Here is a 15,864-nt window from a genome sequence, read left to right as displayed (position 1 = left end):
AGAGCCGGTCAGTACCCTGAGCCGGTGAACAAACCCCGGGTCCCACGATCCCGAACGCTCGTCGGCTGCCTGCTGGCGCTGACCGTCACCGCCGCGCTCGCGGGATGCGAGGACGGCGGGGACAGCGGCGACGGCGGGGCACCCGGCGGGCCCAAGGCGACCGGCGCGACCGGCGCCACCGGCCGGGGTGTCAGTCCGCTCGACAACCCGGACGGCACCGGGGCCGGTCTCGGGGCGATCGAATCCGAGCGGGACCGGGCCGCCGGGCGACGGCTGATCGAGAAGGTGGCGACCAAGGGGCGCGGACCGAAGACCGGTTATGACCGGGACCGCTTCGGGTACGCCTGGCTGGACACCGCCGACGGTGTGCCGCTGGCCCGCAACGGGTGCGACACCCGTAACGACCTGCTCGCCCGTGACGGCCGGAAGCTGGCGTACCGCTCCGGTTCCGACTGTGTCGTCGTCGCCATGACGCTCGACGACCCGTACACGGGCACCGCCATCGACTGGCGGAAGCGGCAGGCCGCCGCCGTACAGATAGATCATGTCGTTCCTCTCTCCTACAGCTGGCAGATGGGTGCGGCCCGCTGGACCGCGGAGAAAAGGCGCCGGATCGCCAACGACCCGCTGAATCTGCTGCCGGTGGACGGGTCCGTCAACAGCAGGAAGGGCGATTCCGGGCCCGCGTCCTGGCTGCCGCCGAACAAGCGGATCCGCTGTTCGTACGCCGTGCGCGTCTCGCAGGTCGCCGTCAAGTACGAACTGCCGGTGACGGCCGCCGACAAGAGGATGATGCTCGCCCAGTGCGCAAGCCCTTAGGGGCGGAACGGGTCGCAGGGGCAGAACGGGCCGCGCCCGCGCCGGCCGGTGGGACCGGGCGGGCGGGGGCGGCGGGCGGTGGACTCCGCGGGGGCGGGTGCCGGGGAGGTGTCTCAGAGAGTCAGTTCCCAGACGGACGCGTCGTGCAGGATGCCGGGGCTGACCTCGACCGTGAGGTTCTTCGCGGTGGCCGGGGCGTCGAACGCGTACGTCACCGTCGACTTCTTGCCGGGCAGGATCGTGCCCGAGAAGCCCGAGCCGACCTTCTCGTCGAAGATCTGCTCCGCCGCGACACCGTCGTCCCCGGCGCGGGCGTCCGACGTCACCAGGGTGGAGTCGAACTTCTTGTCGCCGGTGTTCTCCAGGGTCACGGTCACCTGGTACGCCTTGTTGCCCTCGGTGTGACCGGCGGCGTACTCGCTCGGGGAGTACGACCTGGCGGCGGACACCGTGATCTTCACACCGTCCTTGTACGCGGCGGTGTCACCCGCCGCGAGGCCCTCGGAGCCGCCGCCCGAGCCGCCCCCGCTCTTGCCCTTCCCCTTGTCCTTCGCCTTGTTCTTGCTCTTCCCGGAGTCGGAGCCGGAGTCGGCGTCGGAATCGCTGCCCGGAGCCGCCTCCTTGGTCGCGGTGGTCTCTTCCACGGACTTGCTGATCTCGTCCACCGCGTCGTCCACGGCCTTGAAGGTGATCACCGCGCCGACCACCCCGAGGATCATCGCGACCAGCCCGAGGAGCGCGCCGACTGTCGTCACGCCCTTGTTGTTGGCCTCGCCCCGCTTCACCCGGCCGCGTCCCACCAGACCCAGGATCAGCGCGATCAGCCCGAGGGTGCCGCCCAGCCAGAAGAGGAACGGGATGATCCCCGCCACCGCGCCGATGATGCCGAGGATCAGGGCGGCGGTGCCGAGCCCGTTGCGCATCGGGTGGGGCGCGGGGGCGTGGTGCCCGTACTGGGGCTGCTGCTGGTGCATGGAGTGGGACATGGCGTCCTCCCGGACATGACGTGTGATCGAGGCCCTCATCGAGACCCGATGTGGGGACGGGTCAATAAGAGCAGAGGCTGTGAACCGAGTCAACATGGAGAACAGGATTTGGATTCACGAACACTGTGAAGGGGTTTCTTCTGTGTCGGGAGGTATGATCGGCGACACAACAGGGGGTACTGACCGGCGGATACGGACCACGGAGGCAGCCAGGTGCCGGAGAACGCAAGCGAGGTGACCGCCGCCGGAATCGCCCGGCTCGCGGGCGTCGGACGGGCCGCCGTCAGTAACTGGCGCCGTCGGCACACGGACTTCCCCAAGCCGGTCGGCGGTACCGAGACCAGTCCGTCGTTCGCCCTCTCCGAAGTCGAGCACTGGCTTCGTGACCAGGGGAAACTCGCCGAGGTCCCCCTGCGTGAACGGGTCTGGCAACAGCTCGCCGACCACCCCGCGACCGCCGCCGCCTCGCTGATCCAGGCCGGGTGCGTCCTGCTGCTCGCCCGGGACCGGCCGAGCACCTGGCAGGAGCTGACCGCCTTCGGTGACGAGCGGATGGCCGAACTGCTGCCGACCGCCCTGGAACAGGTGCTGGGGGCACACTTCGGCGACGACCGTACGGAACTCTTCCCCTGGCTCGCGGGACTGTTCACACCCCGCGCCGGCCGTCAGCCGCTCCCCGCCGGTTCACAGCTGCCCGGTTCACACCCGGTCCCGTCCGGTTCACAGCCGCTCCCCGCCGGTTCACACTCGCCCGGTTCACAGCCGCCCCCGCCCGGTTCACAGCTGCCCGGATCACCGCCGCTCCCGCCCGCGTCCTCCCTACGGGCGGCCGGAGCGGTGCCGTTCCTCCGCCTCGTCGCCGAACTCGCCGCCGGACTGGGCCCCCGCCAGACCTTCGAGTTCCTGCTCGGCCGGTTCCTCGACACCAACATCCGGCAGTACACGCTCACCCCGCCGGGACCCGCCGCGCTCATGGCCGCCATCGCCGTGCCGGGGCAGGACTTTCCCGGACCGGTCGCCTCCACGTCCGCACAGGGCACTGCCGCTCCCGGCCAGGGCATCTCGGTCCTCGATCCGGCGGCCGGAACGGGCACCCTGCTCGGTGCCGCGGCAGCGGTCGGGGCGGGCCCCGCCGCGCTGTACGCCCAGGACGCCGACCCCGACCTCGCCGCCCTCACCGCACTGCGCCTGGCCCTGTGCTCCGACGCCACCGTCAGGGCCCGGCCCGGCGACACCCTGAGGGCCGACGCCTTCCGGGACACCGCCGTGGACGCCGTCCTGTGCCACCCGCCGTTCAACGAGCGCAACTGGGGCCACGACGAACTCGCCTACGACCCCCGCTGGGAGTACGGCTTCCCCGCCCGCACCGAATCCGAGCTGGCCTGGGTCCAGCACGCACTGGCCCGGCTGCGCCCCGGCGGTACCGCGGTTCTGCTGATGCCTCCCGCCGCGGCCTCCCGCCGCTCCGGCCGCCGGATCCGCGCCGGACTGCTGCGGCGCGGCGCGCTGCGGGCCGTCGTCGCGCTGCCCGCCGGCGCGGCACCCCCGTACGGCATCCCCCTCCATCTCTGGGTGCTGCGCAAACCGGAACAGGGGCGCGCGCCCCGGGCCGAACTGCTCTTTGTCGACACCGCCGAACTGGCCGGGGCGGGCGGCGGGCGCGACCGGCTCGACTGGGCGGCCGTGCACCATGCCGTACTCGACGCCTGGGAGTCCTTCGACCGGGGCGAAGGACCGGCGGATCAGTCCGCCGTCAGCCGGGAAGTGCCCGTCATCGGACTGCTGGACGACGATGTGGACCTGGCCCCCGCCCGCCATGTGCTCCCCCCGGCCGGGGGCGTCGGCGCCGATGAGCTGCTGGCCGTACGGGACCGGCTCACCGAGACCCTGCGGCTCACCGGGGAACTCGCCCCCGCGCCCGCCGCCCACGAACGGCCCGCGCCCTGGCCCGCCACCACCGTCGGCGAACTGGCGCGCGCGGGCGCCCTGGTGATCCGCGCGGGCACGGCCACCGGCATCCCCGGCACCCCCGGCTCCTCGGCCGCAGGAGCGGCGGCGGCCCTGGGGACACCGGGTGCCCCGGGTGCCGTCCTCACCGAGCACGACGTCCTCACCGGCACACCCCCCTCCGCGACCCTCCCCGAAGGCCCGGACGACGACGCCGTACGCGTGGCGACCGGCGATGTCGTCGTGCCCGTGCTCGGCGGCGGCTCGGCCGTACGCGTCGTGGACGAGGCCACCGACGGCGCGGTCCTCGGCCGCAACCTCCAACTGCTGCGCCCCGACCCGGACACCCTCGACCCCTGGTTCCTCGCCGGGTTTCTGCGCGGCACCGCCAACACCCGCCAGGCCAGCAGCTACGCCTCCACCGCCACCCGGCTCGACGTCCGCAGGCTGCAACTGCCCCGGCTGCCCCTGGCCGACCAGCACCGCTACGGCGAACGCTTCCGAGCGCTGGCCGCGTTCGAGGACGCGCTACGGCTGGCCGGGCGGCTCGGCGAACAGCTGGTGCGGGGACTGCACGACGAGCTGACGAGCTGAAGAGCCCGTACGGGCTGACGGGCCAACGCGAGCCATACGGGCTGCGGGACGATACGAGCCGACGGACGGCACCGTACGGCCCGGACAACGCCGGAAGGAACGCTTCCATAGGGGAGGAGTGAGGTAACAGACGACAGCTCCGTACAACCCGGGAGCCGTTGTCCGTGTCGGTGTATACGCTCGTTCTCTACCCCGCCCCGTCCCCAGGCCACCAGGAGCAGGAATGCACGGCCCCGGCTACGCCCCGCCGCCACCCGGCCGACGTCCGTCGAACGCGACGCTCGTCTGGCTGCGGGTGCTCTTCGTGGCCCTGGCGGTCCTCAGTTGCGGCTTTCTGAGCTGGGCGCCGCTGCTCAGGCTCGCGCTCGTCCGCCGCCGCACCCTCGACTGGGTGCTGTTCGCCGTGGTCCTGGTCGCGGCGATCACGACCTTCGTGCTGGTGGTCCAGCTCGGTTCGGAAGGGGAGGACCTCACCCCCATCGACGTGGTGCTGCTGTCGGTGCTGTTCGCCATGGTCGTCGGTGTGCCCACGCACTATCTGGTGGCCGAGATCCACCACTACCAGGAACGGCCGGCGCCCGGCCCCTGGGGACAGCACTCCTCGCCGTACGGGGCGGCCACCATCCCGTACGGGCAGCCGCTCGCCGGGGGTTACGGCTACCCGCCCGTGGCCGCGGGACCCGGCTACCCGCCCGCGCCCACCCCGGGCCCGGGGAACCCTGCCCATCAGCCCCCCGCCCATCAGGCCCCGGCCCCGCGGCCCGCCGCCCCCCGGGTTCCCGCGCCGCAGCCGTCCCCGGCCGATCCGCCCGCTCAGGGCAAACCCCGTATCGACCAGGTCCGCGCCGAGCTGGACGAGCTGAGTGACTACCTCCGCAAGGAGCAGGGCCGGTGAACGGACGCGTCATCGCGGACCGCTATGAACTGTCGACCGTCATCGGCCAGGGCGGCATGGGCCAGGTCTGGACCGGGTACGACGGGCGGCTCGACCGCCGCGTGGCCGTCAAGCTGCTGCGCCCCGACCATATGGCCGCCGCCACCGCGGCCGGTGAGATGCGCCGCCGGTTCGTCCGCGAGTGCCGGGTCACCGCCCAGGTCACCCACCCCGGGCTGGTCACCGTGCACGACGCGGGCAGCGACGGCGACGACCTCTATCTCGTCATGCAGTACATCGAGGGCGCGGACCTCGCCGACCATCTCGCCGAACACGAGCCGTACCCCTGGCCGTGGGCGGTCTCCGTCGCCGCCCAGCTGTGTGCGGTCCTCGCGGCCGTGCACGCGGTGCCGATCGTCCACCGCGATCTGAAGCCGCGCAATGTGATGGTGAAGCCCGATGGCACCATCACCGTTCTCGACCTCGGCGTCGCCTCCGTGATCGACACCGACACCACCCGCCTCACCCACACCGGCTCGCCCATCGGCAGCCCCGCCTATATGGCCCCCGAACAGGCGATGGGCGGCGCGGTCGGCCCGTACACCGATCTGTACGCACTCGGCGCGCTGCTGCACGAACTCCTCAGCGGGAGCGTGCCGTTCCAGGGCTCCACCGTCCTCGGGGTGCTGCACCGCCATCTCTACGAGCCGCCGCTGCCGGTCCGCAGAGTGCGCCCCGAGATACCGGAACCGCTCGAAGCGCTGGTGCTGCGACTGCTCGCCAAGGACCCCCAGCACCGGCCGACCGGAGCCCAGGAGGTGTACGAGGCGCTGGTGCCGCTGCTGCCCGCGCGCGGGGGCCCGAGCGGACCGCCGAGGTCTCCCGGGCCGCTTGATCCCACCCGCCCCTTTATGCGCCCCTTCGCCCCCTGGCCGGACCGGGCGGCCACCCCGCCGCCCGCGCCCCCGGCACCGCCCGTGCCGCGCCTCGATGTCGCCGCCGCTGTGGACGAGGTCAAACGCCTCCTCGGCGAGGGCGGCATCACCCAGGCCGTCGACATGCTCGGCGGCATCCTCCCGGCCGCCGCCGCCGAGCACGGCGAGCGCTCCCCGGTCGTCCGGATTCTGCGCAAGCAGTACGCGACCACGCTGATGGACGACGGCCAGTACCGCCGCGCCCTGCCCGAACTGCGGCGGCTGGCGGACGACCGGGCCGCCGAGGCCGGGCCGGGCGACCCCCAGACCGTCCAGTTCCGCTACGAGGTGGCGCAGTGCCTGGAACAGCTCGGCGAGCCGGCCGCCGCGCTCGCCGAGTACCGAGCCGTCCTGCCGTACTACGAGAGCGGCGCCGACGCGGGCCGGGCCTTCGACGTCCGCCACCGCATCGGGAATCTGCTGCTCGCGGTCGGCGACCACGCGGCGGCCCGGAACCAGTTCCAGGCCCTGCTGTTCGACACCGAGCGCGCCTACGGGCCCTACCACCAGCTGCCGTCCGAGCTGCGCCGGGCGCTCTCGCGGCAGCAGCAGTTCCAGGGCCCGTGACGCGTATGCTGCCGGGGCGGGAGAGCCGACAGGGGAGCGCACGACGATGACAGTCCGGGGCCAGCTGGTCAGATTCGCCATGGTCGGGGCGGTGAACACCGGGACGTACTACGGCCTCTACCTCCTGCTGCTGACCTGGCTGCCGTATGTCGCGGCCCATGTGATCGCCTTCTTCCTCAGCATGGTCGGCTCCTTCTTCCTCACCTCCTACTTCACCTACCGGACCCGTCCGACCTGGCGGAAGTTCCTGCTGTTCCCGCTCACCAACGCGGCGAACTTCGTGGTGACCACGACCGGGGTCTATCTGCTGGTCGACGTCCTCCACTTCGGCAGCCGCTACGCCCCGCTGATCGCTGCCGCCGCCGCCATCCCGATCACCTTTGTCGTCTCCCGGACGATCATGCTCCGCCCGGATCGGGAGCGGGAGCCCGAACCCCGGGCGATGGACTCCGTCTGAGCGCGGCGGTCCCGCGCGGACCCCGTCCCGTCCGCCGGCCGGACGGGGGCCGGGCCCTCAGGGCGGCGAGCCGGACCCGGTCGACCGGACGGGGGCCGGATCGTTGGCCCGAAGAAGTCGCCGCGAAGTAGTGGCCCCGAGCACCCGGACTGCCTAACATCATCACGCAGGGCTTTGTGAACCGCCGCACAATCACGCCGGGAGGCTCCTTTGCACCGCCGCCGTCGCTCCGCGATCATCACCGCCGCCGCGCTGCTCATCGCCGCGCCCCTGCTCGCCGCGTGCAGCGACCAGGCCCACCCCGGCGCCGCGGCCGTCGTCGGCGGGGAGCGGATCGATGTCTCCACCGTCCAGGCGCAGGTGAAGGACGTCCGCACCGCGCAGGAGCGCTCCCCGCAGTCCGCGCAGCTCATCAAGGACAGCGGACAGCTCAGCCGCGCCAAGCTCTACGAACTCATTGTCGAGCGGGTCGTGGAGCGCGCCGCATCCGACGCCGGGGTGAGCGCCAGCCGCAAGGAGATCGAGGACGGGCGCGCGGCGCTCACCCAGCAGGCGGGCGGGGCCGACCAGCTCGCCGCGATGTATCTCCAGCAGCGGGGAGTCGCCCCCGGCCAGGTCACCGGCGTCGTACGGCGGGACGTCCTCGTCACCAAGCTCGCCGGCTCCATCGGCGCAGGCAACACCCCTGAGGGACAGCAGAAGCTGAACGCGGCCTTCACCGCCGCCGCCAAGTCGCTCGATATCGACGTCAACCCCCGCTTCGGCGCCTGGAACGACCAGAAACTCGAACTCGGCGACTACAAGGCGCCCTGGATCAACCAGGTCACCAAGCAGGTGCAGCCGGTGGCGGACGGCGCACCGGGCGGGGCGTAGCGGCGAGGGGCGACGGGCCCCGGATGGGGCACCGGGGCGGGGCGCAGCGGCGAGGAGTCGCGGCGTCGGACGGCGGGTCGGGCCGGGCGCGGCGGGAGGTAGGTTCGAGGGGTGACCACTGAGCCCACCAGCACCGGCACCGGCCGGATCGTCCTCCTCACCGCCAGCCACCGCGTCGCCCCCGGACTGCTGTCCTGGCCCGCGTGGCAGACGCTGCGGACGGCCGACCGGGTGCTCTGCGCCGACCCCGCGCACCCGCAGCTCCCCTATCTCCGCGAGGCCGGGGTCACCGTCGAGATCGCCGCGCCCACCGCCAGGGAACTCGTCGACGCCTGCGCCGGGACCGGGGCGAGTGTCGTGGTCGTCACCACCGGCGAGGGCGACCGGGAACTGACCGACGGAATCTCCCGGCTGGCCGGCTCGGGCCGGGAGCGGATGCCCGACCTGGAACTGCTGCCCGGCTCGTACGACCTCCCCGGCGCCCGCTTCCTCGACCTCGTCCAGATCATGGACCGCATCCGCGCCGAGTGCCCCTGGTCCGCGATCCCGGACCACAAGGGACTCGCCAGGTACGCGATCGAGGAGGCGTACGAACTGGTCGAGGCCATCGAGGACGGCGACCGTGACGAACTGCGGGAGGAGCTGGGGGACGTACTCCTCCAGGTCGTCTTCCACGCCCGGATCGCCGAGGAGGACGAGAGCGAGCCGTTCTCCATCGACGATGTCACCGGAACGATTGTCGACAAGCTGATCCATCGCCATCCGCATGTCTTCGGCGACGAGAGCGCCGAGACCCCGGAGGACGTCAAGGCGCACTGGCTGCGCACCAAGGCGGCCGAGAAGCAGCGCGATTCGGTCACCGACGGCGTCCCGCTGGGGCAGCCGGGTCTGGCGCTCGCCGCCAAGCTCGCCTCCCGGGCCCGTACGGCGGAACTCGACGTCGCGCTGCCGGCCGGTGCCGGTATCGGCTATGAGCTGCTGGCCATCGCCGTACGGGCGGAGGAGTCCGGCACCGACCCCGAGGCGGCGCTGCGGGCGGCGGCGCGGGTGTACCGGGACGCGATCCGGGCGGCGGAGGCCCGGGTCGGCTGATTCCGTTCGGGGCGGCGGAGGCCCGGGTCGGCTGATTCCGCTCCGGGGATCAGGGGCCGGGTCGGCCAGAAACGTTCCGGGCACGGGAGACGCGAGCCGGTTCGTGCCGTTCCGGGCTTCGGAGACGCGCGGCGGTTAGTACCGTTTGGCCCAAGGCCGAGGCATGCGTGGGCGGGGGATCGATGGACCGTGATCTGACGATGAAGGTCGGCCGGGTGCTGCTCGGAGACTCCTACCCGGAGGTGGCGGACCGGCTGCACACCCTCTTCGACCGCTCGGGCATGCGGGTACGCGGCGGACTTGACGGCATCAGAGAGCATCTGTGCTCCGACCGGGACCCCTGGAACTGGGGCCGGTCCAGTGCCATAGCGAAAGTGGGCGGCTTTGTCGCGAGGGCCGAGAAGGATCCGGCACTCCTCGCCGAACTGCGGGCCGTGGTGGCCGAGGCCGAGCGCGCCGACGCCCGGCGGGCCCGGGCGAAGCGCCGCGACACGGCGCGCGCCCACGCGGAGACCGCAGAGAAGACGGCGACCGCAGAGAACGCGGCGACCGCAGAGAACGCAGAGAACGCGAAGAACGCGGCGAACGCGAAGAACACGGCGAACACCGTCAAGGACAGCACGGTGACCAACCTGGTGCAGTCCGGCCCCATCGACACCTTCAACTACTACGCGGCCCCGTCCTCGCCCGCCCACGGCATCGACTGGCGGCCCGCGGGCGACACCGATCGCTACTCCCTCGGCGCCCGGCCGGTCCGGCTCTTCCGGGGCGAGCGGGAGTTGACCACCTATGTCGACCGCGACTGCGACGCCGAGCTGCGGGAACTGGTCGAATCGGGGACGAGCCCGCTCGTCCTGGTGACGGGCGAGCCGCTGTCCGGCAAGACCACCACCGCCTGGGCCGCGATCCACCGCTGGCTGCCCGAGTCCCAGGTTTGCGTACCGGCCGGCGGCACCGATCTGCGCGGCCTGCCCTCGCTGGTCCGGGGCCGGGCCGGGCGCTATCTCCTGTGGCTGGACGACCTGGAGAACCATCTCGGCGACCGGGGTCTGGACCCCGGACTGCTCTCCCAGCTCGCCGCCGTACGGATGCCGGTGATCGCCACCATGTCGGACCGGGCGTACGACTCCCACCGCTTCGGACCCGCCACGGGCGCCGCCCGGCTGCTGAGCATGGCGCAGACCGTCGAGGTGGGTGCCGTCTGGAGCGGGGGCGAGCTGACCCGGCTCGTCGCCTCGGACGACTCGCGCCTGTGGGAGGCGGCCGAGCGCCGGGGCGCGGACGGGGTGACGCAGTATCTGGCCGTAGGACCCGAGCTGTGGGCGGAGTGGCAGCGCGCCCGGCTCCCGGCCAACCATCCGCGCGGTCACGCCCTGGTGCGGGCCGCCGTCGACCTGGCGCGCTGCCGGTGGGCCGGTCCTGTGCCGCTCGAAGCGCTGCGGCAACTGCACGAGGAGTATCCGGAGGCCGTGAACGCGGAATCCTTCGACGACGCGCTCGCCTGGGCGACGGCTGTCCGCCAAGGGGTCACCGGGCTGCTCGTACCGGGCGAAGAGCCCCGGACCTGGCGGGCGCACGGCTCACTGATCGCGGGCGCGGAACTGTTTCCCGCGATGCCCCGGCTGATCGACGCGGCGTGGTTCATCGCGAAGGACCACGCAGAGGGGGACACCGCGAGCACCGTGGTGGCCGCGATGACCTCGGTGTTCCGGTACCGGGCCGACGGGGGTGAGGCGAAGGCCATGCATGTGCTGGCCCATCTCGCCGATGAAGCCGGGGACGAGGCGGGGGCGCTGCGCTGGTATCTGCGCGCGGCGGACGGGGGCGACACCGACGCGTCGGCCATGGCGGGCGGGCTCCTCCACGCCAGGGGCGACACCGACCGGGCACTGCCGTACATCGAGACCGCCGCCCGCGCCGGTGACACCGGCTCGGCACGGCTGCTGGGGGAACTGCTGCGGAACCGCGCCGCGTACTGGCTGGACCGGGCGGCCCAGTCCGGCGACGGCCGGGCGGGCCGGCTGCTGGGCGATCTGCTCTTCGTCCAGGACGAGTACGCCGCCTCCCGGGCGTACGCCCGCGCGCTGGCCACCGGGTGCGCGGAGGCCGAGACCGGTATCGGCCTTCTGCGGATACGGCAGCACGAGACCCCGCTGGCGGAAGTCTGGCTCCGCCGGGCGGCCGACGGGGGCGATCCCCGCGCGGCCCTCCTGCTGAAGGCGCTGGCGAGAGGGGAGCAGACCTCGCTGGAGGCGGAGGGCATCCTGCGCACATCGGCGGAGAACCACCGCCCGCTGGCCGCCGCCAACTACGCGGCGTTCCTGGAGGGGCGCGGCCGGCTGGACGAGGCGCTGAAGTGGTACCGCAAGGGGTACGACGAGGGCGACGCGTACGGCGCGTACTGCCTGGGCCGCTATCAGCGGGAGAAGGGCGAGCGGGCGAAGGCGCTGGCGTGGTTCCGGCTGGGTGCCGACCGGGGGCACGCGGGTGCGGAGCAGGCGTTACGGGCCCTCGAAGCCGCCGAGACCGACCCGGATAACGTCAAGGGGTGACCGAAACCCCCACCCCGCCTCCGCCTCCGGACCCGGACCACTGCCCGCGACCGTCGGGCCTGCCGCAGTCTCCCCCGCCGGTCCCCGGGCGGCCGGTGGCCGCTCCCGGTGCCGGTGAGCCGGCGGGCCGGGGTGCGGACCCTGAGCGGTGCCCGGTGTCCCGCTCCGGGCCTGAGGCCGAACTCCCGGGGCCGGAGGCCGACCCCGCCGTACCCCGGCCTGAGGCCGGACTCCCCGCCCCGGAGGCCGACCCGCCGGAGTTGTTCACCTGGGAGTTCGCGACCGACCCGTACCCCGCGTACGCCTGGCTGCGCGAGCACGCGCCCGTGCACCGCACCCGGCTCCCGAGCGGGGTCGATGCCTGGCTCGTCACGCGGTACGCCGATGCCCGGCAGGCGCTCGCCGACGCGCGGCTTTCGAAGAATCCGGCGCACCACGCGGGGCCCGCGCACGCCAAGGGGAAAACGGGCATCCCGGGTGAGCGCAAGGCCGAGCTGATGACGCATCTGCTGAATATCGACCCGCCCGACCACACCCGGCTGCGGCGGCTCGTGGCGAAGGCGTTCACGCCGCGCCGGGTCGCCGAGTTCGCTCCGCGCGTACAGGAGCTGACCGACCGGCTGATCGACGGGTTCGCGGCGAAGGGGGAGGCGGACCTCATCCACGAGTTCGCGTTCCCGCTGCCGATCTACGCGATCTGCGATCTGCTCGGCGTCCCGCCCGAGGACCAGGACGACTTCCGCGACTGGGCGGGCATGATGCTGCGCCATATCAAACCGGGTCAGCAGGGCGGTCCGCGCGGTGGGGTGGCCCAGTCGGTGAAGAAGATGCGCGCGTACCTTCTCGAACTCATCCACCGCAAGCGCGAGGACCTCGGGGACGATCTGATCTCCGGGCTGATCCGCGCGAGCGACCACGGCGAGCACCTCACGGAGAAGGAGGCCGCCGCCATGGCCTTCATCCTGCTGTTCGCCGGGTTCGAGACGACGGTGAATCTGATCGGGAACGGTATCCACTCCCTGCTGGGCCACCCCGATCAGCGGCAGCGGCTCCAGAAGTCCCTGGACGCGGGCGAGAGCGCGCTGCTGGAGACCGGGGTGGAGGAACTGCTGCGCTACGACGGGCCGGTCGAGCTGGCGACCTGGCGATACGCCACCGAGGAGCTGGTCATCGGCGGCCAGGGGATCGGGGTGGGCGATCCCGTACTCGTCGTACTCGCCGCCGCCGACCGGGACCCGGAGCGGTTCGCCGACCCGGACGTACTCGACCTCTCCCGGAGTGAGAACAAACATCTCGGATACGGACACGGCATCCACTACTGCCTGGGCGCACCGCTCGCCCGGCTGGAGGGCCAGACCGCGCTCGCCACCCTCCTGCGGCGGCTGCCGGACTTCCGCCTCGCCGTCGACCCGGCGGATTTGCGGTGGCGGGGTGGGCTGATCATGCGTGGACTGCGCACCCTTCCCGTGGAGTTCACACCCCGAAACATTCGCCATGGATCTGACGTACCGTCAATTCCGTAACTTTTACGTGATCTGCGCTGCATCGACTTGTGACACACGTTCAAGTGGGGCTACCTTCACCCCGTCCCCAGCCGTCACGCGAAAGGCAACCGCATGCTCTCCGGGAATGGTCGACATCGCCGCCCCCGCCAGGCGCCCGCCCTCATCGTCGCGGCAGGGGTGACGGGATCGGCCATCGCGATCCCACTGCTCGGCGCGGGCTCGGCTTCCGCCGTCGAGGGCTCCGCCTGGGACCGGGTCGCGGAGTGCGAGAGCGGCGGTCTGTGGAGTGCCGACACCGGCAACGGGTACTACGGCGGACTGCAGTTCTCGCAGGAGACCTGGGAGGCGTTCGGCGGTACGCAGTTCGCCTCCCGCGCGGATCTGGCCAGCCGTTCGCAGCAGATATCGGTGGCGGAGAAGGTCCTCGCGGCGCAGGGAACCCAGCCGTGGGCGTCGTGTGCGGGGATCGCCGGGCTGGTGGCCCAGGGCGCGGGGGCCGGCGTCGACCCGGGCACCTCGGCGTCGCCCACGCCGAAGTCGCAGAGCCCGCAGCAGCCGGTGGGGTCGCCGAAGCCCTCCACCGGGGAGACCGGAGCGGCAGGTTCTACCGCTCCGGCGAAGCCGGTCGCCCCCGAGAAGAGTGCCGTCCCGACCCAGGGCATCGGCAACGGCGCCGCGCCGACCGGACCGGCGACCGGGGAGACCGGGACCGGCCCGGCCGGCGACGACACCGCCGGTCCGAACCGGGGCGAGCCGGCCAAGGAGCCGACCGAGGCGACCGGGTCCGCCACTCCGACCCCGCCGGGCACGGGTGCGACTCCGGCCGAGCCGCTCAAGCCGGGCGGTACGGAAGGTGCCGGCCAGGGCCGGACGGCGGACCCCGGTCATCCCTCGCGCGGCGACGGTCCGGCGCGTGACGGGGCCCCCGGCGGGGACAGCCAGACGGGCGGGATCGAGACACCCGGTGCGGGCGTGCCGTCCGAGGGGGTGGCGGACGCTGCACCCGGCTCGTACACCGTCCGCCCCGGGGACAACCTCTGGGCCATCGCCGACGAGCGGAAGCTTCCCGGCGGGTGGGGCGCTCTCTACGAGGCGAACCGCAAGACCGTCGGCGGCGACCCGGATCTCATCCACCCTGGTCAGAGCCTCGATCTCAGCCAGAAGTAGCGGTAGTTCGCGGGCGTTTGTCCGAATCTGTGCAAGTGAGACAAGGGTCTCATGCGCACGATTGCTGTAGGCCAGCTTCCGGAATCGCTTATTCCGTACCCGACCTGTGGAAACGTCAGTTACCGGAGGGGCGGGATGGGCGATTTTTCCCCGATGTGCTTCTTTGAACATCGGGGAGGGCTGTGCCTACGGTCTGAACCGCTCGCCACCGCGGGCACCACTGACCGTCACGCCGAATCCTGCCGTCGGTCGGGGGGAGTACTCGACGCGTAGAGCGCCGAAGGCAGGAGCGGGGGACCCAAGGTAAGCGCCGGTTCCGGCCGTTGAGACAGACGGCTGTGGCCCGGCTAGGGGTGAAGCCGCGCGCTAGGACGCGCGGCCGGGCAACTCACTTGGCCCGAACCCGACAGCTCACCTCGTAGGCGTCGGTGAGGAGATCTTCCATGCTGTTTTCCGGCAAGGGCAAGCACCGCCGTCCGTCCAAGGCCACCCGCATAGTCACCCTCGCCGGTGTCACCGGAGCGGCCGTCGCCGCCCCGCTGATCGGCGCGAGCACCGCCAACGCCGCCACCGCCGCCGAGTGGGACAAGGTCGCCCAGTGCGAGTCCGGTGGCAACTGGTCCATCAACACCGGCAACGGCTACTACGGCGGCCTGCAGTTCTCGGCCTCCACCTGGGCCGGTTACGGCGGCACCAAGTACGCCCAGACCGCCGACAAGGCGTCCAAGTCGCAGCAGATCGAGATCGCCGAGAAGGTTCTCGCGGGTCAGGGCAAGGGCGCCTGGCCGAGCTGTGGCGTGGGCCTGTCCGGCGCCGCGTACAGTGGTGGCGGCTCCGGCTCCGGCACGCAGGAGCAGCCGAAGCAGCAGCCCAAGCAGGAGCAGCCGAAGCAGCAGCAGTCGCAGCAGCGCGCCGAGGCCCCGACGACCCGGTCCGAGCGCTCGCAGGCCCACGCCCAGGCCCAGGCCCCTGCTCAGCCGAAGGCCGCGCAGCCCGCCGCCAAGGCGAAGGGCTTCCAGAAGGGCGACGGCGAGTACAAGGTCGTGGCCGGCGACACCCTGAGCCGCATCGCCGACGAGAAGAAGGTCGCGGGCGGCTGGGAGAAGCTCTTCGAGCTGAACAAGGACATCGTCGACGACGCGGACGTCATCTACCCGGGCCAGCAGCTCCACCTCCGCTGACCCTCTGCGCTGCCCCCTGCGGGGTGCCTGACCGCACCCCTGCCGCGCGCCGCCCTCCCGGCCCGCGCCCATTCCGGGCCGCGCCTCACCGGCCGCCCCCCGGTCTGTCGCTTGCCCATGGCACCCCACCGACGCCCCGATCCGGCGCGCTTCCCCCGTACGCGCCGGATCGGGGTTCCGCGCTGTCGCGGACGTTCCGGTTCGACGCGTGAACCCGCCCCGCCGTGGAGGGGCACGCCCTCCGGGCGTGTCCTCAAGCGCCGGACAGGCTGGGTG

General features: G+C 72.4%; 12 protein-coding genes and 1 riboswitch. Of the genes, 11 read left to right on the top strand and 1 reads right to left on the bottom strand.

The genetic code is table 11. From position 1 onward, the window contains the following. The first annotated feature begins 24 nt into the window (after window positions 1–24). The gene (locus ACWF94_RS02140) at window positions 25–819 is read left to right on the top strand and encodes an HNH endonuclease family protein (RefSeq protein WP_453483796.1); all 795 of its coding nucleotides are present in this window, start codon (window positions 25–27) and stop codon (window positions 817–819) included. A 113-nt stretch (window positions 820–932) separates the two neighbouring features. Here the strand turns inward: ACWF94_RS02140 and ACWF94_RS02135 are convergent, their stop codons facing one another. After that, window positions 933–1,805: a DUF4352 domain-containing protein gene (locus tag ACWF94_RS02135; protein ID WP_453483794.1), complete on the bottom strand. Its 873-nt coding sequence runs from the start codon at window positions 1,803–1,805 to the stop codon at window positions 933–935. A gap of 213 nt (window positions 1,806–2,018) precedes the next feature. On the opposite strand from ACWF94_RS02135, the gene ACWF94_RS02130 reads away from it, so the two are divergent. The 10 genes from ACWF94_RS02130 to ACWF94_RS02085 all read left to right on the top strand — a co-directional run bounded on the left by ACWF94_RS02130 (window position 2,019) and on the right by ACWF94_RS02085 (window position 15,588). Continuing rightward, window positions 2,019–4,346: an N-6 DNA methylase gene (locus ACWF94_RS02130; RefSeq protein ID WP_453483792.1), complete on the top strand. Its 2,328-nt coding sequence runs from the start codon at window positions 2,019–2,021 to the stop codon at window positions 4,344–4,346. Between the two features lie 223 nt (window positions 4,347–4,569). Next, on the top strand, window positions 4,570–5,241 hold the full coding sequence (locus tag ACWF94_RS02125) for a hypothetical protein (protein ID WP_453483791.1): 672 nt from the start codon (window positions 4,570–4,572) through the stop codon (window positions 5,239–5,241). Continuing rightward, on the top strand, window positions 5,238–6,761 hold the full coding sequence (locus ACWF94_RS02120) for a protein kinase domain-containing protein (protein ID WP_453483789.1): 1,524 nt from the start codon (window positions 5,238–5,240) through the stop codon (window positions 6,759–6,761). Before ACWF94_RS02125 ends, ACWF94_RS02120 begins: the two co-directional genes overlap by 4 nt. Window positions 6,762–6,807: 46 nt before the next feature. Beyond that, window positions 6,808–7,218, top strand: coding sequence for a GtrA family protein (locus tag ACWF94_RS02115; RefSeq protein WP_453483787.1), 411 nt, complete (start codon window positions 6,808–6,810; stop codon window positions 7,216–7,218). Window positions 7,219–7,428: 210 nt separating this feature from the next. After that, window positions 7,429–8,091, top strand: coding sequence for a SurA N-terminal domain-containing protein (locus tag ACWF94_RS02110; protein WP_453483785.1), 663 nt, complete (start codon window positions 7,429–7,431; stop codon window positions 8,089–8,091). A 111-nt stretch (window positions 8,092–8,202) separates the two neighbouring features. Further along, the gene (locus ACWF94_RS02105; RefSeq protein WP_453483783.1) at window positions 8,203–9,183 is read left to right on the top strand and encodes a nucleoside triphosphate pyrophosphohydrolase; all 981 of its coding nucleotides are present in this window, start codon (window positions 8,203–8,205) and stop codon (window positions 9,181–9,183) included. 182 nt (window positions 9,184–9,365) lie between these two features. After that, window positions 9,366–11,735, top strand: a complete 2,370-nt coding sequence (locus tag ACWF94_RS02100) for a tetratricopeptide repeat protein (protein WP_453483781.1) — start codon at window positions 9,366–9,368, stop codon at window positions 11,733–11,735. Window positions 11,736–11,995: 260 nt separating this feature from the next. Continuing rightward, the gene (locus ACWF94_RS02095) at window positions 11,996–13,258 is read left to right on the top strand and encodes a cytochrome P450 family protein (RefSeq protein WP_453483832.1); all 1,263 of its coding nucleotides are present in this window, start codon (window positions 11,996–11,998) and stop codon (window positions 13,256–13,258) included. A 93-nt stretch (window positions 13,259–13,351) separates the two neighbouring features. Continuing rightward, window positions 13,352–14,407, top strand: a complete 1,056-nt coding sequence (locus tag ACWF94_RS02090; RefSeq protein WP_453483779.1) for a transglycosylase family protein — start codon at window positions 13,352–13,354, stop codon at window positions 14,405–14,407. Between the two features lie 265 nt (window positions 14,408–14,672). Next, a riboswitch (cyclic di-AMP (ydaO/yuaA leader) is annotated at window positions 14,673–14,847 on the top strand. A 3-nt stretch (window positions 14,848–14,850) separates the two neighbouring features. Then, window positions 14,851–15,588 carry a transglycosylase family protein gene (locus tag ACWF94_RS02085; RefSeq protein WP_453483777.1) on the top strand — a complete coding sequence of 246 codons (738 nt, stop codon included), beginning with the start codon at window positions 14,851–14,853 and terminating at the stop codon, window positions 15,586–15,588. Window positions 15,589–15,864 lie beyond the last annotated feature (276 nt).

It is taken from the genome of Streptomyces sp. NPDC055078 (genome assembly GCF_053607985.1).
Note: the sequence above shows the minus strand (reverse complement) of the source record. Positions and strands in the feature narration are given on the sequence as shown.

Excerpts from the sequence above, each read along its gene's own strand:
- ACWF94_RS02135 (WP_453483794.1), bottom strand. The coding sequence starts at position 1,805 with ATGTCCCACTCCATGCACCAGCAGCAGCCCCAGTACGGGCACCACGCC.
- ACWF94_RS02125 (WP_453483791.1), top strand. The coding sequence starts at position 4,570 with ATGCACGGCCCCGGCTACGCCCCGCCGCCACCCGGCCGACGTCCGTCG.
- ACWF94_RS02115 (WP_453483787.1), top strand. The coding sequence starts at position 6,808 with ATGACAGTCCGGGGCCAGCTGGTCAGATTCGCCATGGTCGGGGCGGTG.
- ACWF94_RS02100 (WP_453483781.1), top strand. The coding sequence starts at position 9,366 with ATGGACCGTGATCTGACGATGAAGGTCGGCCGGGTGCTGCTCGGAGAC.
- ACWF94_RS02090 (WP_453483779.1), top strand. The coding sequence starts at position 13,352 with ATGCTCTCCGGGAATGGTCGACATCGCCGCCCCCGCCAGGCGCCCGCC.
- ACWF94_RS02085 (WP_453483777.1), top strand. The coding sequence starts at position 14,851 with ATGCTGTTTTCCGGCAAGGGCAAGCACCGCCGTCCGTCCAAGGCCACC.